This window comes from Streptomyces amritsarensis (assembly GCF_001953875.1).
In the GTDB taxonomy this organism is placed as follows: Bacteria; Actinomycetota; Actinomycetes; order Streptomycetales; family Streptomycetaceae; genus Streptomyces; species Streptomyces amritsarensis.
Genome location: NZ_MQUR01000063.1, coordinates 24,469 through 47,453, shown reverse-complemented (window position 1 = coordinate 47,453; position 22,985 = coordinate 24,469). Strand labels below are relative to the sequence as shown.

The window sequence follows — 22,985 nt, the reverse complement described above, 5'->3', positions numbered from 1 at the left end:
CGGTCGCCGTCAGCCTCCGCGGCGCCCGCCGCGAACTCGACGAGCGGACCGCGCCGCTCGCCGGCCTCGTCGCCGCCTTCATCTTCGCCGTGCAGATGCTGAACTTCCCCGTCGCCGCCGGCACCAGCGGCCACCTGCTCGGCGGCGCCCTCGCGGCGATACTCGTCGGCCCCTACACCGGCGTGCTGTGCGTGTCCGTCGTCCTGCTCATGCAGGGCATCCTCTTCGCCGACGGCGGCCTGACCGCCCTCGGCGTGAACATCACCGTCATGGGCGTCGTCACCGTCGTCACCGCGCACCTGCTCTTCCGCGGGCTGCTGCGCGTCCTGCCGACCACCCGCCGCTCCGTGACCGCGGCCGGCTTCGTGGCCGCCCTGCTCTCGGTGCCCGCCGCGGCCGCGGCCTTCACCGCCGTCTACGCGGTCGGCGGCACCACCGACGTGCCCCTGGGCAAGGTGCTGACCGCCATGGTCGGCGTGCACCTCCTCATCGGCATCGGCGAGGCCCTCATCACCGCCGCGACCGTCGGCGCCGTGATCGCCGTACGCCCCGACCTGGTGCACGGGGCCCGCGCACTGGCCACGCCGCTGAAGCTGCGCGTCGGCGGCGCGCTCGTCGACGCCCCCGCCCCCGCCCCCGCGCCCGCCGCCCCCGCAGCCGGCGGCCCGACGAAGAAGGTGTGGGTGACCGGCCTGGCCACCACCCTGGTCCTGGCCGGGTTCGTCTCCTTCTACGCCTCCGCCGACCCCGACGGCCTGGAGAAGGTCGCCGCCGACAAGGGCATCGACGCCAAGGTCGAGGAGCACGCCGCCGCCGGCTCGCCCCTCGCCGACTACGGCGTCGAGGACGTCGACGACCCCCGCCTGTCCGGCGGCCTCGCCGGGGTCATCGGCGTCGGCGTCACCGTCGTCGCCGGCACCGGCGTCTTCTGGGCCGTCCGCCGCCGCACGGCGGAGCAGCCGGCCGCCGCCACCTCCGCCCCGGCCGCCTGACATGGGTGCCGGCCACGCCCACAGGCTCTACCGCCCTGGCCGCTCGCCGGTCCACGCCCTGCCCCCGCACTGCAAGCTCGCCGCGACCTTCGGCTTCGTCCTGGTCGTCGTGTCCACCCCGCGGGAGGCGGTGTGGGCCTTCGGCCTGTACGCCCTGCTCCTCGCCGGGGTCGCGGCCGTGGCCCGGATCCCGGCCGGCTTCCTGCTGCGCAGGCTGCTGATCGAGATCCCCTTCGTCGCCTTCGCCGTGCTCATGCCGTTCGTGGCCGAGGGCGAGCGGGTCGAGGTCCTCGGCATGTCGCTCAGCGTCTCCGGCCTCTGGGGCGCCTGGAACGTCCTCGCCAAGGGCACCCTCGGCGTGGCCGCGTCCGTCCTGCTCGCCTCGACCACCGAGCTGCGGGCCCTGCTGCTGGGCCTCCAGCGGCTCAAGCTGCCGCCGCTGCTCGTGCAGATCGCCTCCTTCATGATCCGCTACGGCGACGTGATCGGCGACGAGCTGCGCCGGATGTCCATCGCCCGCCGCTCGCGAGGCTTCGAGGCGAGCGGAATCCGGCACTGGGGGGTCCTCGCCAAGACGGCCGGCGCGTTGTTCATCCGCTCCTACGAACGCGGCGAGCGGGTCTACCTGGCGATGGTCAGCCGCGGCTACGCCGGTTCCATGCCGGTCATCGACGAGGCCGTGGCCACGCGGGGCCAGTGGGCGTACGCGGCCGTGCTCCCGGTGACGGCCCTCGCCGTCTGTCTGATGGGATGGACCCTGTGACCAGTACCCCCTCGCCCGCCCCCACGCCTGCGGCCTCGCCCGCCCCGTCGCTCGAAGTCGCCGGGCTCGCGTACGCCTATCCGGACGGCCACCAGGCCCTCTACGGCGTCGACCTGACCGTCGGGCGCGGCGAGCGCGTCGCCCTGCTCGGCCCCAACGGCGCCGGCAAGACCACCCTCGTACTGCACCTCAACGGCATCCTCACCGGCGGCGTCGGCTCGGTGGCCGTGGCCGGGCTCCCGGTGGACAAGCGGAACCTGGCCGAGATCCGGCGCCGGGTGGGGATCGTCTTCCAGGACCCCGACGACCAGTTGTTCATGCCGACCGTGCGGGAGGACGTGGCCTTCGGGCCCGCGGCCGCCGGCATGCGGGGCGCGGAACTCCAGGAGCGCGTCGCAGCCGCTCTGGAGCAGGTCGGCATGGCCGACTTCGCCGACCGGCCGCCGCACCACCTCTCCTTCGGGCAGCGCCGGCGGGTCGCCGTGGCGACCGTACTGGCCATGCGGCCGGAGATCCTGGTCCTGGACGAGCCCTCCTCCAACCTGGACCCGGCCTCCCGCCGCGAACTCGCCGACATCCTGCGCTCCCTCGACGTGACCGTCCTGATGGTGACGCACGACCTGCCGTACGCACTGGAGCTGTGCCCTCGCTCGGTGGTCCTCAGCGAGGGGGTCATCGCGGCCGACGGCCGCACGCAGGACCTGCTGTGCGACGAGCAGCTGATGCGGGCCCACCGGCTGGAGCTCCCCTTCGGCTTCGACCCGCGTTCGGTATCGGTGGCATAAGCACCGGTCCGCGTTTGTTGCACCGCACGTGGACATCCAGGGTGTGGTGGCGGAGGGCTTCGAGCCCGTCCGGGACGCGTTCGTACGCAACTTCGACGTGCTCGGTGACCGGGGCGCGGCCGTCGCCGTCTACCGGGACGGCCGCAAGGTCGTCGACCTGTGGGGCGGCAGCAGGGACGCCGACGGCACCGAGCCGTGGACCGAGGACACCGCGCAGATCGTCCGCTCCGCCACCAAGGGCGTGGCCGCCGCCGTCCCGCTGCTGCTGCACCAGCGCGGGCTGCTCGACCTGGACGCGCCGGTCGGCGCGTACTGGCCGGAGTTCAAGGCCGGCGGCAAGGAGAAGGTCCTCGTACGGGACGTGCTCGCGCACCGTGCGGGCGTCCCGGCCCTGGACCGGGGACTGACGGCCGCCGAGGCCGCGGACGGGGTGTCCGGGCCGCGCGCGGTCGCAGCGCAGCACCCCTTCTGGGAGCCCGGCACCGGGCACGGCTACCACGCCCAGACCTACAGCTGGCTGCTGTCCGAGCTGGTCCTCCGGGTCACCGGACGCACGCTGGGCGCCGTCCTGGCCGAGGACATCGCCGAGCCGCTGGGCCTGGACTTCTGGATCGGCCTGCCCGACGCCGTAGCCGAGGCCGACCGGGTGGGCCGGGTGGCCCCCGTCGACCCGCCGGAGAGCGCCGGCATGCTGAGGACCCGCCCGCGCAGAAACGTTTCCGAGGCCTACGCCGACCCCGGCTCCCTCACCCGCCGCGCCTTCGCCGCCATCCACCCGCTGCCCGACGAGAACGCCCCCGCCTACCGGGCCGCCGAACTCCCCGCCTCCAACGGCATCGGCACGGCCCGCGCCCTCGCCCGCTTCTACGGGGCCACCATCGGCGTGGTCGAGGACGGCGCGCGGATCTTCACCCCCGCCACCACCCGGCTCGCCGCCCGCGAGCACTCCGCGGGCCCGGACCGGGTGCTCGTCGTCAACACCCGCTTCGGCGCCGGCTACATGCTGCACGGCCCGGCCTCGCCCCTGCTCTCGCCCGCCTCCTTCGGCCACCCCGGCCGCGGCGGCTCCCTGGCCTTCGCGGACCCGGACGCCGGCATCGGCTTCGGCTACGTCACCAACGCCCTGGCCAAGTCGGTCACCGCCGACCCCCGGGCCCAGGCCCTGGTGCGGGCCCTGAAGTCAGCGCTCTGACGGCTGCGGGGGCTGCGCCGGCCGTTCTCCTGCGTGCCCGCCTGCATGGTCGCCTGCGCCTGCGCCTGCGTGTTCGCGTACGTCGGCCACGGTGGCCCCGGCGTGCCGGACGAGTTCGCCGGGAGCCATCGGGAACACCGTGTGCGGGGTCCCCGCCGCCGCCCACACCGTGTCGTGGGCCAGCAGCGACCGGTCGGCCAGCACCCTGGTGCGCGTACGGTGCCCGAACGGCGGGACCCCGCCGATGGCGTAACCGGTGGTCTCCCGGACCACCGCCGCGTCGGCCCGCGTCACCCGCGCCGCGCCCAGCTCACGGCCGACCGCGGCGACGTCCACGCGGGAGGCCCCGTCCATGAGGACCAGGACGGGGACGCCGTCCGCCGCGAAGATCAGCGACTTGACGATCTGGCCGAGCTCGCAGCCGATCGCGGCGGCGGCCTCGGCGGCGGTCCGGGTGGCCTCCGGGAAGGCCCGTACCTCGGCGTCGATGCCGAGCGCGGTCAGGGCCTCGGCGAATCGGGGGTGTGCGGTGGTCGTCATGCGGGGACGCTAGCGCGGCGGGAGTGCGCCGCGCGACGAGAACGCGGCCCGCCGGGGTGCGTCACCCGGGCGGGGAGCCGCCGGGCGGGTCCCGGCGGCGTCGGCCCGGGTGTCAGCCCGCGTTCAGGACCTGGGCGACGATCGGGCCGGCGGCCTCGCCGCCGTGGCCGCCGCCCTCGACCATCGCCGCCGCGGCCACGTCGCCGCTGAAGCCGGCGAACCAGCTGTCCGGGCTGGCGTCGGCGCCGCCGACCTCCGCCGAGCCGGTCTTCGCGCCCTTGTCCGAGCCGCGGACCGGGGCCATGGCCTCGCGTGCGGTGCCGCTGGTCGCCGTCAGCTTCATCATGGAGACGAGCTGCTGCTGCACGGAGGGCTTCATCCGGCGCTGGGCCGTGGCGATCGTCCGGCCGTCCAGCTCCGGCGCGACGAGCAGCGGCTGGCGGAACACGCCGGTGCGGGCGGTCGCGGTGATGGAGGCGACGTTCAGCGGGTTCATGGTGATCCGGCCCTGACCGATGTACGCGGCGGCCGCCGAAGCGCCCGTCGCCGGCGGGACCTTGCCGTCGGTGGACCTGATGCCCGTCTTCCAGTCCAGGCCGATGCCGAAGACCTCCGTGGCCTCCTCGGGCAGCGCGGAGTCGTCGTCGACCGGCTTGATCTGCTTGATGAAGGCGGTGTTGCAGGAGCGGGCGAAGGACGTCGAGAAGTTCGTGCCGGCCGGCAGGTCGAAGTTCTTCAGGTTGTGGAAGGCGCGGCCGCCCCAGGACACCTCCTTGGGGCACTCCGCCGGCTTGTCGGCGGCGACCAGGCCGCGGTCCAGCAGCATCGCCCCCGTCACGATCTTCATCGTGGAGCCGGGTGCCCGGTTGCCCTGCATCGCCGCGTTGAAGCCGTCGCTGCGGTGGTTGGCGACGGCCAGGATGTGCCCGTTGCTCGGCCTGACCGCGACCACCGAGGCCTCCGGGAACCTGGCGACCGCCTGCTCGGCCGCCGCCTGCACCTTCGCGTCCAGGTAGGTCCTGAGGGTGCTCGGCTCGCCCTCGACGAGGGTCAGCAGGGTCCGCTTGGGCGCGTCCTGCACGGCCGGCTCGATCCACAGCTCGGCCCCGGCCCTGCCGCCCGCCTTGCTGCCGTAGTTCTGCCGCAGCTCGTCGAGGACCTGGCGCAGCGAGGGGAACTTCTCCGCCGTCAGCTCCTCGCCGTTGCGGTCCACGGCCTTGACGGGCGGGTTCGCGGGGGCGCCGGCGCGCAGCTTCTCGTCCTTGCGGAGCTGCGGGTGGATCACCGAGGGCTGCCAGTCGACCAGCGGCTTCCCGCTGGTCAGTCCGCGTACGACGGTCAGCTGGGAGTCGTAGGCCAGCGGCTTGGTGGTGCCCTCGTAGGTGATCTCCGCCTCGACCTTGAAGGGCACGGTGGCGCCGTTCGCCTCGCCGGGGGTGATCACGGCCTTGGAGACGTACGCCCTGGCCTTGAAATCCCCGACCGCGCTCTGTGCGGCGGCGGCGTTGTTGGTCAGGTCGGCCGCGCCGCGGTCGTCCCCCGACGCCCAGGCCGCCAGGAAGGCCTTGGCGGTCTCGGCCGCCTCCTTCTCGCCGACCGGTCCGCTGCCCTTGCCGGGCCGGACCGTGGTGTCCGAACCCGACTCTTCGCCGGCGTCCCCGACCAGCGCGTACACCCCGTAGCCGGCCCCGCCGACCATCGCCAGGAACACACCGCCGACGATGGCGCCCTTAGCTGCTCCGTTCACTTTTCGTCCTCCCCCGTGACCCCGGCTCCTGAACGCGTTCAAGAGCCCTTGGCTCCGACCTTACTCTGCGGAGTCGACCGGTGTGCAGTGGTTACCGGCCGAAAATCCGCAGGACCGCCTCCGGGCCCTGATGCTGCAACGGTGTTCGTCGTGACGGTCGGGCAGTTTCGGGTGGGATGCCCCGCACGACGGTCAGGCAGGCGTGTCCGCCATCCTCCGGGTCAGCGCAACGGCGGACGAGCTGTTCGGCCGGGGCGAACGCGACGGGTTCAGGGGTCCGGTCGCACGCGCGGTTGCTACGGGCAGGCCGGACATCGCCACCCATGTGAAGATCATATTGCGGTCGTCGTGTTGAGGGGCATCGCGGCCGGGGTGGGGTTCGGGGCGGCCACCTCGCTCATGAACGCACTTTCGTCGCCGTACGTGGCTCTCGGAGTCCCCCTCGTGGGCACCGTCTGGGTCGCACAGCGGATCCGGCTGTCGCGATCGCGACGCCGGACGGCGGCGGGCGACGCAGGACGACGGCGGGGGCCCCTCACGGTGGCCGCTGCCGCTGGTGCGGCGGCGCCTCCGCTCAGCCCTGCAGCTGCTCGGTCAGGCCCAGCTGGCTCATGATGGCGCCGGTGTCCATGTAGACGCGGCCTTCCTGGATCTTGCCGTCCTTGACCTCGTAAATGTCACACGCGTGGATCGTGACGCGACGCCCCGTGGCGGGCACGGTGCCCGCATGCAGGACCAGGTCCCCGGTCTGGGTCCCGCTGCCCGTGTACTCGACGACCACTCTGTCCCCCTGGGACGTGAGGTGGTCGAGGGTGAACGTGCCGTCGGGCATCGCCTCGAACATGGCCTTCGCGAGCTGGGCGAAGCCGTCCGGACCCTGCAGTTTCCTTCCGCTGCCCTCCTCGATGAGGGTGCAGTCCGGAGCGACGGATCCGGCGATGGAGTCGTAGTCACGGTCGTTCCATGCCTGGAAGAGATCGCGGACGAAAGTCTCGTTGTCAGCCATGGGAACCTCCGCTCGGGAGCGTGCCTTCCCTTCCATGCTGGCCCTCCGCCTTCGGCCGTGCGACCCCGAACTTCTGCGCGCCGGTGTCTGCGGCCGGGCGTCCCCCGGCGTCCCGGTGGTCCGGACGGCTTCTACGGTGTGGTCCGGGCCCGGCGCGGAATGATCAGGTAAGCCGCCCCGGCCAGGACGAGTGGCAGGAGGCTCACGATCAGCATGGTGAGCCTCAGGCCGTTGGTGAAGTCCAGGTCGAGGGCCAGTCCGGACTGCCTGAGCAGGTTGGGGTCGTAGCCGGCGGAGCCGGGACTGCGCGCCATCGCGCTTCGTGTCGCGTCCACGGCCTGCTCGGCCTCGGTCGCCGACAGCCCACGCTCGGCGGCATCGTTGAGCCACTGCTGCTGGAAGAAGAGGTTGAAAAGCAGGAGGAAGACGGCGGGGCCGAGCGCGTAGCCGCTCATTCCGAACGCCGGCTGGACGGAGGCCGTGGCGCCGGACCTACCGGGCGGGGCGTGGGAGAGGATGGTCTCGGCCACCGCGGCGGAAGTCACCAGCGATCCGAGGTTGGTGAGCCAGGTGGCCAGTACGAGGATCCACAGTGGCATCGTGGGCGCGGCCGTGGCCGCCAGCAGCAGCCCGCCCGCGACCAGCGCCAGCAGGCCGGTGATGAGGACGGGCTTGGGACTGTACTTCCCGATCAGGCGGCCGGCGAGGATGACGGCGCCCGCGATCGCCAGTGTGCCGGGCAGGTACAGCAGGCCGATCGTGCTCTGGGGCAGCGCCATGACCACACTGCCGAACTGCCCGAGGGCGAAACTGAACCCCGCGATGACGAAGTTCAGCGTCAGGCTGGCCAGCGCAGCCACCGTGAACGGGCCGCTGCGGAAGAGCGACAGTTCCAGGACCGGTTCCGGTGTCCGGCGCTCATGGAGCACGAACAGCACTCCGGCGACGGCACTGACCGCCAGCGGCAGCCATGCCTGGACCTGGGAGATCCCGTTCTGCGCCTCGGCGATGCCGTGCACGAGCATCAGCAGGGTGAGGCCCACCAGGCTGACGCCGATCTTGTCGACCCGGGAGCGCTCCTGGACGGGGGGCTCGGTGACGAACCGGGCGGTCAGCCCGAGCGCGATCAGCGAGAGCAGCGGAGCGAGCAGGAACAGCCACCGCCAGCCGATGGCGTCCACCACCCAGCCCCCGGCCGCGGGGGTCACCCCGCACAGCACCATCTCGATGGCCATGAAGATGCCGATGGCCGCCGGCCGCCTCTCCGCCGGTACCGACACCTTGAGCAGGGCCATCGACACACCCAGAACCGCGGCCAGCGCCAGGCCGTCCAGGAGGCGCATCACCAGCAGGAACACATAGCCGGGGGAGAGCGCTGACAGCAGATTGACGACGATGTCGCTGACCAGCCCGAGCATCAGCATCTTCCTGAGCCCGATGGCGTCCCCGAGACTGCCCACGGCGAGTACGGCGGCGGCCATGACCAGCGTGGCCGCGCCGCCCAGGAGTCCGACGACGTCGGGCGGCACCTGGAGCGCCCGGCTGATCTGCGGCATGTTCAGGCTGAGGACCAGCGGGTCTACGGCCGGGATCGTGAAGGCCAGGGCGAGTCCCGAGATGATCGGGAGCATCGCGATGGTGGAACGCGGGTTCGCAGTCGCCACAGCAATGCCTCCCGTATGCCGGCAAGTGCCGCCGCTCGATGGCCGACCGTAACCCGGCCATCGCTTCCGTCCCTCTGCCTCCCCCGCCGACGCACGCGGCTCGACACCTGTTCGGACCACTCGGATCCCCGGGACCGACCGGACCGGCGGCGCGCGGATGTCGAGCTCGGCTGACGCCGGCGGCGACGGGCTTCGCACGAGGGCCGACGCGGACGTCTCCTCCACCGCGCGGACGGGCCGGTCAGCCGGGGATGAGGGTCGTCACCAGGACGTCGCGGTGTGCCGGGTGCGCGGCATCGACCGGCCGGATGGGCGACACATCGTGCAGGGTGCCGCCGTCGTCGGAGACCAGCAGGCTCGCCGGTTCGTGCAGCGTGACCGACAGGATCTCGCCGCCCTCGGGCGTGTAGACGGTGCTTTCGCCCCCGGTGGCGTTGTCACGACCGATGAACAGCGAGGACACCAGGCTGACGCCGTCCCGGTGCCTGCCCTCCGGTGACGGCTCCCCTCCCCCCTCCGCCGTGGCGATCACCCGGAAGGGATGCACCTTGACGCTCCACCACTCGGCGACGTCCAGTACGCCCGCCACCCGGCCCAGCAGGCCGATGACCCGGCGCAGCACCGGATCGGCCACGAAGTCGTCGGTGAGTGGATCGAAATGGCGGTCCACCGACTCGTAGAGCGGATTGGTGTTGCCCGGCTGGACGAACTCGGTGTGGGGCAGCAGCCGCAGCTCCCCGGTCACGGGCGAGAGCGAGAAGTGCCCGTAGCGCCGGAGCCTGTGGGTGCCGCGCCGGGCCGCGTACGCGTCCACCGTCAGATCCTGCCAGTGGGCCGCGAAATGTGCCCAGGACGATGCGTCCGCACCCAGGCAGGCCAGCACGTCGGCCGGAGGCATGAGGTACGCACCGGTGCCGGTCAGTGCGGCGCGGGCCGCCTCCTCCGCAGCGACGGCCTTCTCGTCCGCCGGACGGAGGAATCCGGGGTCGGTGTTCACGGTCTGCCACCGCCCTTTCTCTGGTGAGGTGGGATGCGGGGTTCAGGACATCATCGGGCGGGCCCGCACCCCGCGCACCTCCGCACGGCAGGCGGTGCGGACGGCACGCTCGGAGGCGGGCCCGGGCTGGTGGCTGCGGGCGGGAGGACCTGCGGCGGTCGCCGACGGTTCGTACTCGCGACCGTCACGACCCAACACCGTTGCAGTACTAAGGTGCGCCCGTGGAGCTCACCTACCGGCGGTTCGACCCCTCGCAGGCCTCCGAGGCCGACGCCCTGGTCGCCTTCCTCACAGCGGACACCTGGCCGTTCCACGGCGCGGCCGTGGTCGACGCCGCACAGGCCCGGCGCTGGGTGGCGGAGGGCCGCTTCGACGGCGACGACACCAGGACGTTCTGGATCACCCACGGCGGCGACGCCCTCGGGCTCATCCGCCTCATGGACCTCGGCGACAGCACGCCCGTCTTCGACCTGCGCCTTCGCACCCGCTACCGGGGCCGGGGCGTCGGCGGCCACGCCCTGGCCTGGCTGACGGCGTACCTCTTCGCCGAGTTCCCGGAGGTCCGGCGGATCGAGGGCACCACACGCCAGGACAACGCGGCGATGCGCCGCACCTTCCGGCGGTGCGGCTACGTCAAGGAGGCCCACTACCGCGACGGATGGCCCGCCGCCGACGGCGGCGCCGTCCACGACGCCGTCGGCTACGCCATCCTGCGGCGGGACTGGCTCACCGGTACGACCACGCCCCCCGCCTGGGACGACGAGCCCTCCTGAGCCCCGCCGAGCGGCCGAAGTGCATGCGCCGGGGCGGTGTTCTAGCGTCGGAAGGGCGAGGGCGACCGATGCGTCGAGCCGGTCGCCCGCCCCGGAGACCCCGCTCCGCGCCGCCGCCCCCGCCCGTGGTCCGGCGCATCCGCGGATCGCGTGACCGACCGAGAGAGCAGGTGCATCCGCATGCGTCCGTCGGCTCGTATCCCCAGCATCCTCGCCGGCCTGGCCCTCGCCGCAGGCGGCGCCGTCGTGGCGGCCCCCTCCGCCCAGGCGGACGTGAAGGCCTGCGAGCAGTACGTCGCCCAGCACGCCCCGAAGGCCGTGGACGGCGCCGCGGAAGCCTGCTACGAGGGCCAGATCGGCAACCTGACGAGCTGCGTCTCCAGCCTCGTCGCGGTCGGCGCGAGCAAGGACGCGGCGAACTCGGCCTGCGAAGCCTCCCGCTGACCGCGGAGGGACCGCCGGCGGCGCCTGCTGCCGCGGCTCCTGCTTCGTGGCCGGCTCCATGGCCTCCACGAAGTGCCGCGGCCTTCACGGAAGTTGTTCCACACGCCGGGAGGGGCAGGCGGGCTCGCCGGCTCTCGGCGCGTGCCTGCGCGTCCAGCGGGCCGGCGACCAGGGCCCGCGACCACCGCCGACCACGACGACGGGCCCGGCACCATTCGGTGCCGGGCCCGTCGTTTGCGCTGCTAGACCCAGGTGTCCAGCCGCATGCGGCCGCGCCAGGAGTTCATGGGGAGGGTCTGGCCCGTGTAGATCGGCCAGAAGTAGATGAAGTCCCGACGGCCCTGCCCGGCAGGGCTCTGACCAGGCTGAACGCTGCTGGCTGGGGCCTTGAGGAGGTCACTGGGCTGTCTCTGGGCCGTGATCATGCTCCTGTGGGGCCCCGAACAGCCCGTCGATGGCCTTCCGTGCTCGGCCTCTGCTTCGCCCTGTCGCAGGCCGCATCCGTCGGCGATGCCTAGGACGGTACGCGGATGCCGGGGGCGAGCGGCCTGCAGCGCCAGGACCGGCCCGGTGGTCCACGGTGTGACGCGCGGCTTGTTGCCGGGGTCCTCCTGCGGCCCGCTTTTACTCGTTCGTAAGCCTGCGAGTGCCACCGTCCCGCCGTTGCGTGAGCATGGCTCTCATGGCCCTACCCCCAGGCGAGCAACCAACCGAGGAGCCTCCTCCTGCTCACTTCGACACGTAAGGGCCGACACGGTGAGACAGGCCATCCGGCGGACGAGGGTAGCACTGTATGTTACGTGTCCATGTCATGGTCCGTACGTTCGTGACCGCGGTGCCTGGCTGTTGTGCCGGCTCCTGCATCTGCCGGTGCTCCGCGCAGAAGCGACCCGTGCGCGATCATCATGAGCCCGGCGGTCGCGCCGCGCCTTCAGGGAGTATCCGTGCCGGTGTTGCTGCCTGTGGCGGTGGAGACGTAGCAGCCCTTGTGGTCTGGAGGGGTGCCGGGGTGGTCGTTCCTGTAGAGCTGGAAGCCGGACCTTCTCGGATCGTTCAAGTAGGCGGCATCAGCGGAGGACACATACACGCAGAAGCGGTACGTCTTGGGCGGCTCTCCCTCGGACCGGTGCACCAGCAGTGTGCCTTCGTACCGGCCGCTAGTGACGATCCAGTCCCGGGCGGAGAACAGCGCGACGGGCCGCTGCGGCTGGTTTCGACTGATCACCACGGGGGTGGGGTCGCCGATGACCACGTAGTCGAGGGCGTTGCTCTTCTCCCCGTACTCCCACTTGCCTAGCTCACGCCAGATGAAGTGTGGGTCCTTGACAGCTCGGTCCTCCTCAGCCGGCCGGAGTTCGAGGCCGAGAGTACGGACGACTTCCACCTCGTCGGTGTCCTGCGAGGTGGTCAGGGCGGGCTGGATGTAGACCAAGCCTGACCCGCTGTAGTTGTCCAGGCGGATCACCGCGGGCAGCGAGACGTCCAGGCGCGGGTCCTTCTGGAGAAGGATGAGGTTGATGATCGAGAGCGCCAACGCCACTACGCTGGTGACGGTGGCGCTCCACACATGCAAGCCCCCGAAGCGCCCGGCGCGCTCGGAGCGGGTCGCATCCACGTTTCCAGGATCTACCCATCCGGCTCCCTGCGCGCGTCAAGGGGGCTCCATCCGACACCAGCGGCTGCGTGTCGGGACCCGCACGTTGGGCTTCACGCCGGTGGGTTCGTGACCGCAACCCGTACCTTCCCCTCGCACCGTCCTTCGTGCGCGTCCCAGAATCGGCACAGCATCTCGACCAGGATGAGGGGCCCACTTTGCCCAGTTGGACCACGCCCCGGAAGTCCTCGCTTCGCATCGCGAGCTGGAAGCAGCTGTGCATATCGAGGATGAGGGTGTGGAGCAACTGCCGTACCCAGTAGTCGTTCATCGTGCACTTGCCGAACGGGCCGTGGACCCGTCCCGGCCAGGGCCCATCACCCGATCGTGGACAACTCGAAGAAGCTCACTGGGCGGTCTCGGGATTGTGACCATGAACCGGAGGCTCGGAAAACAGGCCGTCGACGGCGTTTCGGGTCCGGCCCTCGCTGCTGGGCACAGGTGTGTGTACGTCCGCAGGGTGAAGCCGGGATCGGCATGGCCGAGGTACTGACTCAGGGCTCGGATGTTCTCGCCGGCGTCCAGCAGGACTGACGCGTAGAAGTGCCGCAGGGCGTGCATGCCGTGCTGAGGCGCGGAGGCGTGCCGCTCGCCATCGTCGGCCGGCGGGATGATGCCCGCGACCGCGAGTGCGGGCTTCCACATGTGGTCGTTGAAATGGCTGACCCGGACGAAGCTTCCGCGCAGGCCGGGAAAGAGGAGCGGCTTCGTCACGGGCGGGCTGTCCGGCGTCCGCCAGGGCAGGGTGACCACCAAGGCGGGGTGGAGCTTGGAGTGCTGGCGCAACGGACCCGGGCAGCGGCACGGAGCGCGCCTTGGCGCCCTTCGGCGGGGCAAAGACGTACTTTCCCCGGATGTGCTTGAGCTGGTGCTCCACACGGAGCTATTCCCCCTCGTAGTCGATCTCGTCCTCGGACAGCCCGAACACCTCGCCCTGTCGCAGGCCACATCCGCTGGCGAAGTCGACCGTCGACCGTGGTCCCAGGTGCCGGGGCAGGGCGGCCCGCACCGCCAGCACCTGCGCGATGGTCCACGGGGTGACGCGAGGCGGGGCGGGCTTGGGTACGGGCACAGACCGGGCACGGCACGGATTCTTGGACAGGAGTCCGTCGTCCACGGCAGCGGCAAACGCGGCGCTGACCGTGCCGAAGATGATTCGGCGGTGTGAGGAGGCAGGGACGTTCTCTTCCAGCTCTCCCAGCCATGTCCGGATGTGACCCGGCTGGAACGACGGCATGGGACGGGTGCCGATGTACGGATAGGCGTGCAGCCTCAGCCGTCGTTCCGCAGCATCACGGCTGTTGATCTCCGTCGTGTGCTCGTCCTCGCCGACTCCCCGATTGTGTTGGAGAAAGCGGGTGAGTTTGTAGTGCTCACCGACCTCCACGTCGATGAAGTGTGCGCGGACCTTCGAGCGGAAACGGAGCAGTTCGAAACCGGCACGCCGGAGCACAGCGCGAGCGTGGCCCGGCTTGTGTCCGCGCAGCGCGCGATCCGGAATACGCCGGAGGGCTACTGGATCGCCGCGGCGGTCCGGAAGCTGCATCTCACGCTCTGACGGGGACCGTGGATGGGGATAAGGTCCGCTCGGCTGCGGTGCTCTCCGACGGCGCGTCGCGGCTCGTGACTGAATATCAAATGGCGACGTGGGAAGCCGTTTTCGAGCAGTTGCGCACTATGGGCCCCCGCTCTTTGATCAGTAGAGTCCGGAACGTAGAAGCGTCTGACCCTCACAGGCGGCGCTGGCCGCGATACAAGTCTGGTGACGATGCCGCTGTGACCTTCTGTCAACGTGACGATTCGGCGTCGCCCGTTTTGACTTCGTTGTCGTGCTCGGGGCAGACGGCGACGGAGTGTGCGACCAGCCCGGTAAGCGACTGCCTGAGGGGGCGAAGGCGACGGTTGGCCTCGGAGAGTCGTCCGACCTGGGCCGTCTGTGAGCCGTCGAGGAGCGGCCCAGGACGGTCGGCGACCACCGGCAACAACAACGACGACGGGCCCGGCACCATCCGGTGCCGGGCCCGTCGTTTCGCCTGCTAGACCCAGGTGTCCAGCCACATGCGGCCGCGCCAGGAGTCCATCGGGAGGGTCTGGCCCGTGTAGATGGGCCAGAAGTAGATGAAGTTCCACACGATCAGCAGGACCAGGACGCCCGCGCCGATCGCGCCCAGGGCCCTGCGGCGTTCCGAGGAGCCGGCCGGGCCCAGGAGGGCGCCGATCATCATCGCCACCGCCAGGCACAGGTACGGGACGAAGACCACCGCGTAGAAGTAGAAGATCGTCCGCTCCTGGTAGTTGAACCAGGGCAGCAGGCCCGCGCCCAGCGCGCACGCGATCGCGCCCGCCCGCCAGTCGCGGCGGAAGAACCACCGCCACAGCACGTACAGCAGCGCGAAGCAGCCCGCCCACCACAGCAGCGGCGTGCCCAGGGCCAGGACCTCGCGGGCGCACTTGCCGGCCGCCGTCGCCGGGCAGCCGTCGGTGCCGGGCTCGGGGGACTCGTAGAAGTACGAGACGGGCCGGCCCAGCACCAGCCAGCTCCACGGATTGGACTCGTAGGTGTGCCCCGAGGTCAGGCCGACGTGGAAGTTGTAGACCTCGGTCTCGTAGTGCCACAGGCTGCGCACCCATTCCGGCAGGAACGACAGCGAGCTGTTCTGGTCGTTCTTGGCCGCCCAGTCGCGCAGGTAGCCGCCCTTGCCGTTGTCGGGGCTGAAGATCCAGCCCGACCAGGAGGCCACGTACGTCACGATCGCCACCGGCACCGTCGAGACGAAGGCGGGCAGCGCGTCACGGCGCAGCATCGCCGCGTACGGGGCGCCCGCGCCCGCGGTGCGGCGGGCGGCCGCGTCCCACAGCACGGTGAGGATGCCGAAGAAGGCCAGCACGACGAAGCCGTTCCACTTCGTGCCGGCGGCGAGCCCCAGGCAGACCCCGGCCAGGATCCGGTACGGGCGCCGGCCCAGCCGCAGCGTCTCGGCGATCCTCGCGTCGGGCCGGGTGCGGCCCTCCTCGTCCACCGGTAGTGCGTCCGCGAGGCGGGCTCTGGCCCGGTCGCGGTCGATGAGCAGCGCCCCGAACGCGGCGAGCACGAAGAACATCAGCACCAGGTCGAGCAGCGCCGTGCGGCTCATCACCAGGTGCAGGCCGTCCACCGCCAGCAGCGCGCCCGCCAGGCAGCCGAGGAACGTCGAGCGGAAGAGGCGCCGCCCGATCCGGCACAGCATCAGCACCGACAGGGTGCCGAGCACGGCGGTCATGAACCGCCAGCCGAAGGGGGTGAGGCCGAACATCCACTCGCCGAGTCCGATCACCCACTTGCCGACGGGCGGGTGCACGACGTACCCCGGGTCCGCCGGCAGGGCGACCCCGTCCGGGTTGGCGAGGATCGACTTGTCGATGTCCTTGGGCCAGTTCGCCTCGTAGCCCTGCTTGATCGTGGCCCAGGCGTCCTTGGCGTAGTACGTCTCGTCGAATATCACCGCCTTCGGGCTGCCCAGGTGCACGAACCGCAGCACGCCCGCGACCAGCGCCACCAGCAGCGGTCCGGCCCACGCCATGACGCGCTGCCAGGTCCCCCACACCCCGGGTGGGAGCCCGAAGGTCATCCACAGCTGCCGGGACGGCTTCGTGTACGGGGGCACCAGGCGGGTGCGGACGTCCGCGCGCGGCGACGCGCCGGCTGCCGGCGCGTAGCCGAAGCCGCGCAGGCGGCGCAGCCAGGTGGGCGGCTCTTCTGCGCCGCCCGCCGTTGCCGGGGGCAGGGCCCCCGCGGGGCTGGGCGGCGGCGTCGCGGTACTGGTCACCGGCACATCGTAGGGAAGAGATCTGGGTGTGCCCCAGTGGCGTGGGTGACGAGCCGCGGGACTGAGAGGATGGGCGGGTGACAACTGACCAGCCCCGCGCGACCGAGCCCACCTCCACGGAGGGCGTCCTCGTCCTCGCCGGCACCCCCATCGGCGACCTCGCCGACGCCCCGCCGCGCCTGGCCGCGGAGCTGGAGCGGGCCGATGTCGTCGCCGCCGAGGACACCCGGCGGCTGCGCCGGCTGACCCAGGGGCTCGGCGTGCACACCACCGGGCGCGTCCTGTCGTACTTCGAGGGCAACGAGTCGGCCCGCACCCCGGAACTGGTCGAGGCCCTGGCCGGCGGGGCGCGCGTGCTGCTGGTGACCGACGCCGGCATGCCGTCCGTCTCCGACCCCGGCTACCGGCTGGTCGCGGCGGCCGTGGAGAAGGACATCAAGGTCACCGCGGTCCCCGGGCCGTCCGCCGTGCTCACCGCGCTCGCGCTGTCCGGACTGCCCGTGGACCGGTTCTGCTTCGAGGGCTTCCTGCCGCGCAAGGCGGGCGAGCGCCTGGGCCGGCTGCGCGAGGTCGAGGGCGAGCGGCGCACGCTCGTCTACTTCGAGGCCCCGCACCGGCTCGACGACACCCTGGCGGCGATGGCCGAGGTCTTCGGCGCCGAGCGGCGGGCCGCGGTCTGCCGCGAGCTCACGAAGACCTACGAGGAGGTCAAGCGCGGCGGCCTCGGCGAGCTCGCCGCCTGGGCCGCCGAAGGCGTGCGCGGGGAGATCACCGTCGTGGTGGAGGGCGCGCCCGCGGCCGGACCCGGCGACGTGGACGACAAGGAGCTCGTACGCCGCGTCCGGGTGCGCGAGGAGGCCGGGGAGCGCCGCAAGGAGGCCATCGCGGCCGTCGCCGCCGAGGCCGGCGTACCCAAGCGGGACGTCTTCGACGCGGTCGTGGCGGCAAAGAACGCGGCACAGAAGGCGCCATGAACCGGTAAAGAGCTAACCTGAAAGGCAAAGCTCAGACCGTGCGCCGGGCGCTTTGGGCATGAGTGGCCCAAAGGTCGTCCAACACTGGACAGGACCTGATGCGCTCCCGCCCGAAGAGGCGTCCACTGGCAGAGGCACCAGTGGAACAAGAGGAGCTGGCATGAGTGACATCGCAGACACCCCGGTACCGGTCCAGGCCTCGGCACCCGCACGTTTCTCCGGCGCCGACGTGCCGACCGTGCAGGAGGCGTACTCCTTCGCCTGCATGCGCTGCGGGTACGGCTGGGAGCAGGAGTACCGGATCGAGCACCACGTCGACGGCCGCGGCGAGCCGTTCATCATGTACACGGTCGACGGCGAACGGGTGCCCTCGCCGCTGTCCAACCCGACCTGCCTGAACTGCGGCGGGCACGTCGTGCGGATCATGCGGGCGGGACAGGTCTCCTCGGTGCTCGGGATGATCGACCACCTCTACCACCACCGCATCGCCCCCGGGATCGCCGGACCGGTGCCGGCGGGGGCGAACGTCGCGCGCACCCCGAAGCCCCGCAGGGCCGTCGAACGCCACGACGCCCCCGGCCCCGTCGCCATCAGCGAGGCCGAGAAGCGCGGGGGCCTGCTCTCCCGGCTGAAGGGGTTCCTGCGCCGGTCATAGGATCGGCCCATGAGCCCTTCCACCTCCAAGGACGCACCGCCGCCGCTGCCCGAACCCCTCCGGGTGGCGGTGGCGGACTCGCACACCCACCTGGACATGCAGTCGGGAACCGTCGAGGAGGGCCTCGCCAAGGCCGCCTCGGTCGGCGTGACCACCGTCGTCCAGGTCGGCTGCGACGTGAAGGGCTCCCGGTGGGCCGCCGAGACCGCGGCCCAGTACGACAACGTGCACGCCGCCGTCGCCCTGCACCCCAACGAGGCCCCGCGGATCGTCCTCGGTGACCCAGGGTTCACCTCCCAGCCCCCTGGGGCTGGGGGAGGAGGGGCCCGCCGGGGCGCCCGGCCCGGCGGCGGCGAGGCCGCCCTCGACGAGGCCCTCGCCGAGATCGAGGCGCTCGCCGCCCTCGGCCACGTCAAGGCGGTCGGCGAGACCGGGCTCGACCACTTCCGCACCGGCCCGGAGGGCATGGCCGCGCAGGAGCGTTCCTTCCGCGCCCACATCGAGATCGCCAAGCGGCAGGGCAAGGCCCTCGTCATCCACGACCGCGACGCCCACGCCGACGTGCTGCGCGTGCTGCGCGAGGAGGGCGCCCCCGAGCGGACCGTCTTCCACTGCTACTCCGGGGACGCCGACATGGCCCGCGAGTGCGCCGCCGCCGGCTACTACATGTCCTTCGCCGGAACGGTCACCTTCAAGAACGCCGCGCCGCTGCGCGAGGCGCTGGCCGTGGCCCCCCTGGAGCTGGTCCTCGTCGAGACGGACGCGCCCTACCTGACCCCCGCGCCGTACCGCGGCCGGCCCAACGCGCCGTACCTCATTCCGCTGACGGTGCGCGCCATGGCCGCGGTCCGCGGGATCGACGAGGACGCGATGGCCACAGCGCTGGCGGCCAACACCGCGCGGGCCTTCGACTACTGACCGGCTCCACCTGGTCGACACGTAGGGTAGTCGTACGACTTTGTTCCGTGACGACTCCTCCGCTAGGGTGCCGTGCCCCAACCAGCGGGTGCGGACCACCAGGGAGCGAGCGTCGTGACCGATACGCAGGGCAGCCACCGCCGAGGCGCTCCCGTCCCGGAGGCGTACGGGGGCGAAGCCCCCGCCTGGCCGACCTGGCACGCCTGGCCCGCCGACGACGGCCCGGCCGACGACGGGGCCGCCAGAACGGGCCTCCCCGGCCCGGGGTCCACCGACCCCGGCCCGCCGGATCTGGGCCGGTTCGACCCCGGCTCGCCGGACCCCGGCCGGTTCGACCCGGGCCCGTTCGACCCCGGTCGGTCCGACCCCGCCATGCTCGACCCCGCCATGCTCGACCCCGCCATGCTCGACCCCGCCTTGCTCGACCCCGGTCGGTTCGACGGCGACCCGTTCGGCCCCGGTCGGCTCGGTCTGGGCGCGGCCGATCCCGGTCTGCTCGACGTCGGCCCCGTCGATCCGGGGCTCCCGTCGGATCCGGGACTCTCGGCGTGGGACACCGAGCCCGCCGTCCCCCTCCCCGCCCCCCGCGCCGAGGACCGGCGGGCCGGACGCCGCCGGCGGACCGCGCACGCCACCGCCCGCCCCGATGCCGGGGACGCCGGGGGCGGCCGGCGGCTTGAGCCGGTCCCCGCCCCGGGGACGGGGCGCCGCCGCGCCCCCGCGCCCACCCCCACCGTCGTCGACGCCGGCGCGCTCGCCCCCGGCCGGCGGCCCCGCGGCCGTACCGCCGTCGAGGAGCCCCCTCCCGGCACCGGCCGGCGCCGCGGCCCCGCCGAACCGGCCCCCGCAGCCCCCGCCGCCCCCGCCGGGCCGGGGCACGGCCGCCGCCGCGCCGTGAACCCGGTGCTCCTCGCCCCCGCCGCCCCCGGCGGCAACTGGCGGCGGATCGTGCCGCAGGCCCTGGTCGTCGCCTTCCTCGCCGGCGGCACGACCGCGTTCGTCGCTGCCGACAAATCGGTACGCCTCACCGTGGACGGGGTTCCCCGGGAACTGCACACCTTCGCCGGCGACGTCGAGGATCTGCTCGCCGCCGAAGGACTCGACGTCGGCCCCCACGACCTCGTCGCCCCCGCCCCCGGCGAACCCCTCGACGACGGCGAGGAGATCGTCGTCCGCTACGGCCGCCCGCTGCGCCTGACCCTCGACGGACAGCAGCGGCAGGTGTGGACCACCGCCCGCACCGTCGACGGCGCCCTGCGCCAGTTCGGCATCCGGTCCGAGGGCGCCTACCTCTCCGCGCCGCGCACCGCGCCCGTACCGCGCGCCGGGCTGACCCTCAGCGTCCGCACCGAGCGCAGCGTCACCTTCATGGCCGACGGCCGCGAGCGCACCATCCGCACCAACGCCGCCACCGTCCAGGAGGCCCTCGCCCAGGCCGGCATCACCCTCCAGGGCCAGGACACCACCTCCGTGCCGCCCACCGCCTTCCCGCGCGACGGGCAGACCGTCACCGTGCTCCGCATCACCGGCAGCCGCGAGGTCCGCGAGGAGCGCATCCCCTTCGAGACCGAGACGGTCAAGGACGCCGACCTCTTCGCCGGAACCGAGGTCGTCGAACGCGCCGGCCGGCCCGGGGCGCGCAGGGTCACCTACAGCCTGCGCACCGTCAACGGGGTCCGGCAGAAGCCCCGCGCCATCGCCGACGAGGTCGTGCGCGAACCCGTCACCCAGCTCGTCCGGGTCGGCACCAGGCCCTTGCCGAGCTCCGTCTCCGGCGCGGACCACCTCAACTGGGCGGCCCTCGCCCAGTGCGAGTCCGGCGGCCGGCCCTCCGCCACCGACGCCTCGGGGACATACGGCGGCCTGTACCAGTTCGACGTCCGCACCTGGCAGGGCCTCGGCGGGAGCGGCCGCCCCCAGGACGCCCCGGCCGCGGAACAGACCTACCGGGCGAAGAAGCTCTACATCCAGCGGGGGGCGAGCCCGTGGCCCCACTGCGGCCGCAGGCTCACGTCGTAGCCCGCAGGCTCACGTCGTAGTCCGCGGGTCACGTCGTGGGCCGCGGGGCTCACGTCGCAGTCGGGACCACTCGGCCGATCTGAGACGCTTTACCGGTGAGCACCGCAGAGCAGCAGCCCGATAACCCCGCGCCCAGCACCCCCGACGCCCTCCTCGGCCCCGCCGACGTCAGGGAACTGGCCGCCGCCCTCGGCGTACGCCCGACGAAGCAGAAGGGGCAGAACTTCGTCATCGACGCCAACACGGTCCGCCGGATCGTGCGCACCGCCGAGGTCCGCCCCGACGACGTGGTCGTCGAGGTCGGCCCCGGTCTGGGCTCGCTGACGCTCGCGCTGCTGGAGGCCGCGGACCGGGTCGTCGCCGTCGAGATCGACGACATCCTGGCAGCCGCCCTGCCCGCCACCATCGAGGCCCGCATGCCCGCGAAGAAGGACCGCTTCGCGCTGGTCCACTCCGACGCCATGCTCGTCACCGAGCTGCCCGGCCCGGCGCCGACCGCGCTGGTCGCGAACCTCCCCTACAACGTGGCCGTGCCCGTCCTGCTGACCATGCTCGACCGCTTCCCGAGCATCGAGCGGACCCTCGTGATGGTCCAGGCCGAGGTCGCCGACCGGCTCGCCGCCGAGCCCGGCAACAAGGTCTACGGGGTGCCCTCCGTCAAGGCGAACTGGTACGCGCACGTCAAGCGCGCCGGAGCGATCGGCCGCAAGGTCTTCTGGCCCGCGCCGAACGTCGACTCCGGCCTGGTCTCCCTCGTGCGCCGCACCGAGCCGATCAGGACCAGTGCCACGAAGGAAGAGGTCTTCGCGGTCGTCGACGCGGCGTTCGCGCAGCGCCGCAAGACCCTGCGCGCCGCGCTGGCCGGCTGGGCCGGCTCGGCGGCCGGCGCCGAGGCCGCGCTGGTCGCCGCGGGCGTCTCCCCGCAGGCCCGCGGAGAGTCCCTGACGGTGGAGGAGTTCGCCGCGATCGCCGAGCACAAGCCCGCCCCGGAGAGGCCCGCACTGTGAGCACGCGCCCCGACAGCACCCGTCCCGAGAGTCCCGAGGGCACCCGTCCCGAGAGTCCCGAGGGCACCCGCACGACGCCCGTCACCGTACGGGTCCCCGCGAAGGTCAACGTCCAGCTGGCGGTGGGCGCGGCCCGTCCCGACGGCTTCCACGACCTGGCCAACGTCTTCCTCGCCGTCTCCCTCTTCGACGAGGTGACGGCGACCCCGGCCGACGCGCTCACGGTGACCTGCGAGGGCCCGGACGCCGACAAGGTCCCGCTGGACCGCACCAACCTCGCGGCGCGGGCCGCCGAGATCCTCGCCGCCCGGGCCGGCCTGGACCCCCTGGTCCACCTGCACATCGCCAAGCACATCCCGGTCGCGGGCGGCATGGCCGGAGGCAGCGCCGACGGCGCGGCGGCCCTGCTCGCCTGCGACACCCTGTGGGGCCTGAACACCCCGCGCGAGGAACTCCTCGACATCTGCGCGGAGCTCGGCAGCGACGTCCCCTTCAGCCTCGTCGGCGGCGCCGCGCTCGGCACCGGCCGTGGCGAGGTCCTCACCCCGGTGACCGCCGGCTCCTTCCACTGGGTGTTCGCGGTGGCCGACGGCGGCCTGTCCACCCCGGCCGTCTTCCGCGAGTTCGACCGCCTCACCGCCGACGCGGCGGTCCCGGAGCCGCAGGCGTCCCCGGCCCTCCTCGCCGCCCTCGCCTCCGGCGACCCGGAGGCGCTGGCCGCCACCCTGGCCAACGACCTCCAGCCGGCGGCCCTCTCGCTGCGGCCCTCGCTGCGGGCGACGCTCGACGCGGGCGCCGCCGCCGGCGCCCTGGCCGCCCTGGTCTCCGGCTCGGGCCCCACCACGGCCTTCCTCGTCGCGGACGAGGAAGCAGCCGCCAAGGTCGCCGCCGCCCTCGACGCCTCCGGCACCTGCCGCGCCACGCGCACGGCCTCCTCCCCCGCTCCGGGAGCCACGGTCCTGCCGTCCTGACCCGCTCCGCCCGGGGCGGATCCCCGGATACCCGATCCCGGCCTACTCAGGCCGGAACTGAGTATCCGCACCCTGTCC

Annotated in this window: 22 protein-coding genes and 1 pseudogene; 13 read left to right on the top strand and 10 right to left on the bottom strand. The window is 72.7% G+C overall.

The genetic code is table 11. The features are described from left to right. From AVW11_RS24130 to AVW11_RS24115, 4 genes are all read left to right on the top strand, one after another. A partial coding sequence (locus tag AVW11_RS24130; protein ID WP_076045860.1) for an energy-coupling factor ABC transporter permease occupies nt 1-992 on the top strand: 992 nt, incomplete at its 5' end. A 1-nt stretch (nt 993) separates the two neighbouring features. Further along, nucleotides 994-1,755, top strand: a complete 762-nt coding sequence (gene cbiQ, locus AVW11_RS24125) for a cobalt ECF transporter T component CbiQ (protein ID WP_030855598.1) — start codon at nt 994-996, stop codon at nt 1,753-1,755. Then, nucleotides 1,743-2,540 (top strand): energy-coupling factor ABC transporter ATP-binding protein, encoded by a 798-nt coding sequence (locus AVW11_RS24120; protein ID WP_030855597.1) that lies wholly within the window; start codon nt 1,743-1,745, stop codon nt 2,538-2,540. Before cbiQ ends, AVW11_RS24120 begins: the two co-directional genes overlap by 13 nt. Nucleotides 2,541-2,568: 28 nt before the next feature. Next, entirely contained in the window at nt 2,569-3,732 is a 1,164-nt protein-coding gene (locus AVW11_RS24115) for a serine hydrolase domain-containing protein (RefSeq protein WP_060179926.1), read from the top strand. Here AVW11_RS24115 and AVW11_RS24110 read toward each other — a convergent pair. The 5 genes from AVW11_RS24110 to AVW11_RS24090 all read right to left on the bottom strand — a co-directional run bounded on the left by AVW11_RS24110 (nt 3,721) and on the right by AVW11_RS24090 (nt 9,686). Then, entirely contained in the window at nt 3,721-4,272 is a 552-nt protein-coding gene (locus tag AVW11_RS24110; RefSeq protein WP_079250756.1) for a YbaK/EbsC family protein, read from the bottom strand. The genes AVW11_RS24115 and AVW11_RS24110 overlap by 12 nt on opposite strands. Nucleotides 4,273-4,384: 112 nt before the next feature. Then, nucleotides 4,385-6,019 (bottom strand): penicillin-binding transpeptidase domain-containing protein, encoded by a 1,635-nt coding sequence (locus AVW11_RS24105; RefSeq protein WP_107423326.1) that lies wholly within the window; start codon nt 6,017-6,019, stop codon nt 4,385-4,387. A gap of 574 nt (nt 6,020-6,593) precedes the next feature. After that, nucleotides 6,594-7,025, bottom strand: a complete 432-nt coding sequence (locus AVW11_RS24100; protein ID WP_076045858.1) for an ester cyclase — start codon at nt 7,023-7,025, stop codon at nt 6,594-6,596. Between the two features lie 131 nt (nt 7,026-7,156). Then, on the bottom strand, nt 7,157-8,689 hold the full coding sequence (locus tag AVW11_RS24095; protein WP_199838236.1) for an MFS transporter: 1,533 nt from the start codon (nt 8,687-8,689) through the stop codon (nt 7,157-7,159). 241 nt (nt 8,690-8,930) lie between these two features. Beyond that, the gene (locus tag AVW11_RS24090; RefSeq protein WP_060179924.1) at nt 8,931-9,686 is read right to left on the bottom strand and encodes a 2OG-Fe dioxygenase family protein; all 756 of its coding nucleotides are present in this window, start codon (nt 9,684-9,686) and stop codon (nt 8,931-8,933) included. 221 nt (nt 9,687-9,907) lie between these two features. On the opposite strand from AVW11_RS24090, the gene AVW11_RS24085 reads away from it, so the two are divergent. After that, on the top strand, nt 9,908-10,459 hold the full coding sequence (locus AVW11_RS24085) for a GNAT family N-acetyltransferase (protein ID WP_076045856.1): 552 nt from the start codon (nt 9,908-9,910) through the stop codon (nt 10,457-10,459). 180 nt (nt 10,460-10,639) lie between these two features. Then, nucleotides 10,640-10,903 (top strand): hypothetical protein, encoded by a 264-nt coding sequence (locus AVW11_RS24080; protein WP_030855587.1) that lies wholly within the window; start codon nt 10,640-10,642, stop codon nt 10,901-10,903. A gap of 242 nt (nt 10,904-11,145) precedes the next feature. Here AVW11_RS24080 and AVW11_RS24075 read toward each other — a convergent pair whose 3' ends face one another. From AVW11_RS24075 to AVW11_RS38575, 4 genes are all read right to left on the bottom strand, one after another. Next, entirely contained in the window at nt 11,146-11,328 is a 183-nt protein-coding gene (locus tag AVW11_RS24075) for a hypothetical protein (protein ID WP_076045854.1), read from the bottom strand. A 506-nt stretch (nt 11,329-11,834) separates the two neighbouring features. Beyond that, the gene (locus tag AVW11_RS24070) at nt 11,835-12,518 is read right to left on the bottom strand and encodes a hypothetical protein (RefSeq protein ID WP_076045852.1); all 684 of its coding nucleotides are present in this window, start codon (nt 12,516-12,518) and stop codon (nt 11,835-11,837) included. Nucleotides 12,519-12,824: 306 nt separating this feature from the next. After that, on the bottom strand, nt 12,825-13,271 hold the full coding sequence (locus tag AVW11_RS38580; RefSeq protein ID WP_240528249.1) for a tyrosine-type recombinase/integrase: 447 nt from the start codon (nt 13,269-13,271) through the stop codon (nt 12,825-12,827). A gap of 169 nt (nt 13,272-13,440) precedes the next feature. Continuing rightward, nucleotides 13,441-13,944 carry a hypothetical protein gene (locus AVW11_RS38575; protein ID WP_240528248.1) on the bottom strand — a complete coding sequence of 168 codons (504 nt, stop codon included), beginning with the start codon at nt 13,942-13,944 and terminating at the stop codon, nt 13,441-13,443. On the opposite strand from AVW11_RS38575, the gene AVW11_RS38570 reads away from it, so the two are divergent. Then, complete coding sequence (locus tag AVW11_RS38570) at nt 13,927-14,115, top strand: hypothetical protein (RefSeq protein WP_240528247.1); 189 nt, start codon at nt 13,927-13,929, stop codon at nt 14,113-14,115. The two genes, AVW11_RS38575 and AVW11_RS38570, sit on opposite strands and share 18 nt — an antisense overlap. A 478-nt stretch (nt 14,116-14,593) precedes the next feature. On the opposite strand, the gene AVW11_RS24060 is transcribed toward AVW11_RS38570, so the two are convergent. Then, nucleotides 14,594-16,363 (bottom strand): dolichyl-phosphate-mannose--protein mannosyltransferase, encoded by a 1,770-nt coding sequence (locus tag AVW11_RS24060; RefSeq protein ID WP_030855583.1) that lies wholly within the window; start codon nt 16,361-16,363, stop codon nt 14,594-14,596. A gap of 77 nt (nt 16,364-16,440) precedes the next feature. On the opposite strand from AVW11_RS24060, the gene rsmI reads away from it, so the two are divergent. The 6 genes and pseudogenes from rsmI to AVW11_RS24030 all read left to right on the top strand — a co-directional run bounded on the left by rsmI (nt 16,441) and on the right by AVW11_RS24030 (nt 22,907). Next, the gene (gene rsmI / locus AVW11_RS24055) at nt 16,441-17,337 is read left to right on the top strand and encodes a 16S rRNA (cytidine(1402)-2'-O)-methyltransferase (RefSeq protein ID WP_060179922.1); all 897 of its coding nucleotides are present in this window, start codon (nt 16,441-16,443) and stop codon (nt 17,335-17,337) included. A 160-nt stretch (nt 17,338-17,497) separates the two neighbouring features. Further along, nucleotides 17,498-17,992 carry a hypothetical protein gene (locus AVW11_RS24050; protein WP_060179921.1) on the top strand — a complete coding sequence of 165 codons (495 nt, stop codon included), beginning with the start codon at nt 17,498-17,500 and terminating at the stop codon, nt 17,990-17,992. Nucleotides 17,993-18,001: 9 nt separating this feature from the next. Continuing rightward, nucleotides 18,002-18,910: a TatD family hydrolase gene (locus AVW11_RS24045; protein ID WP_060179920.1), complete on the top strand. Its 909-nt coding sequence runs from the start codon at nt 18,002-18,004 to the stop codon at nt 18,908-18,910. Between the two features lie 939 nt (nt 18,911-19,849). Next, nucleotides 19,850-20,929, top strand: a pseudogene (locus tag AVW11_RS39335) (ubiquitin-like domain-containing protein); the annotation flags it as partial. Nucleotides 20,930-21,024: 95 nt separating this feature from the next. Beyond that, nucleotides 21,025-21,936, top strand: coding sequence for a 16S rRNA (adenine(1518)-N(6)/adenine(1519)-N(6))-dimethyltransferase RsmA (rsmA, locus tag AVW11_RS24035; protein WP_030855825.1), 912 nt, complete (start codon nt 21,025-21,027; stop codon nt 21,934-21,936). Then, nucleotides 21,933-22,907, top strand: a complete 975-nt coding sequence (locus AVW11_RS24030; RefSeq protein WP_076045850.1) for a 4-(cytidine 5'-diphospho)-2-C-methyl-D-erythritol kinase — start codon at nt 21,933-21,935, stop codon at nt 22,905-22,907. Before rsmA ends, AVW11_RS24030 begins: the two co-directional genes overlap by 4 nt. Nucleotides 22,908-22,985: the final 78 nt, after the last annotated feature.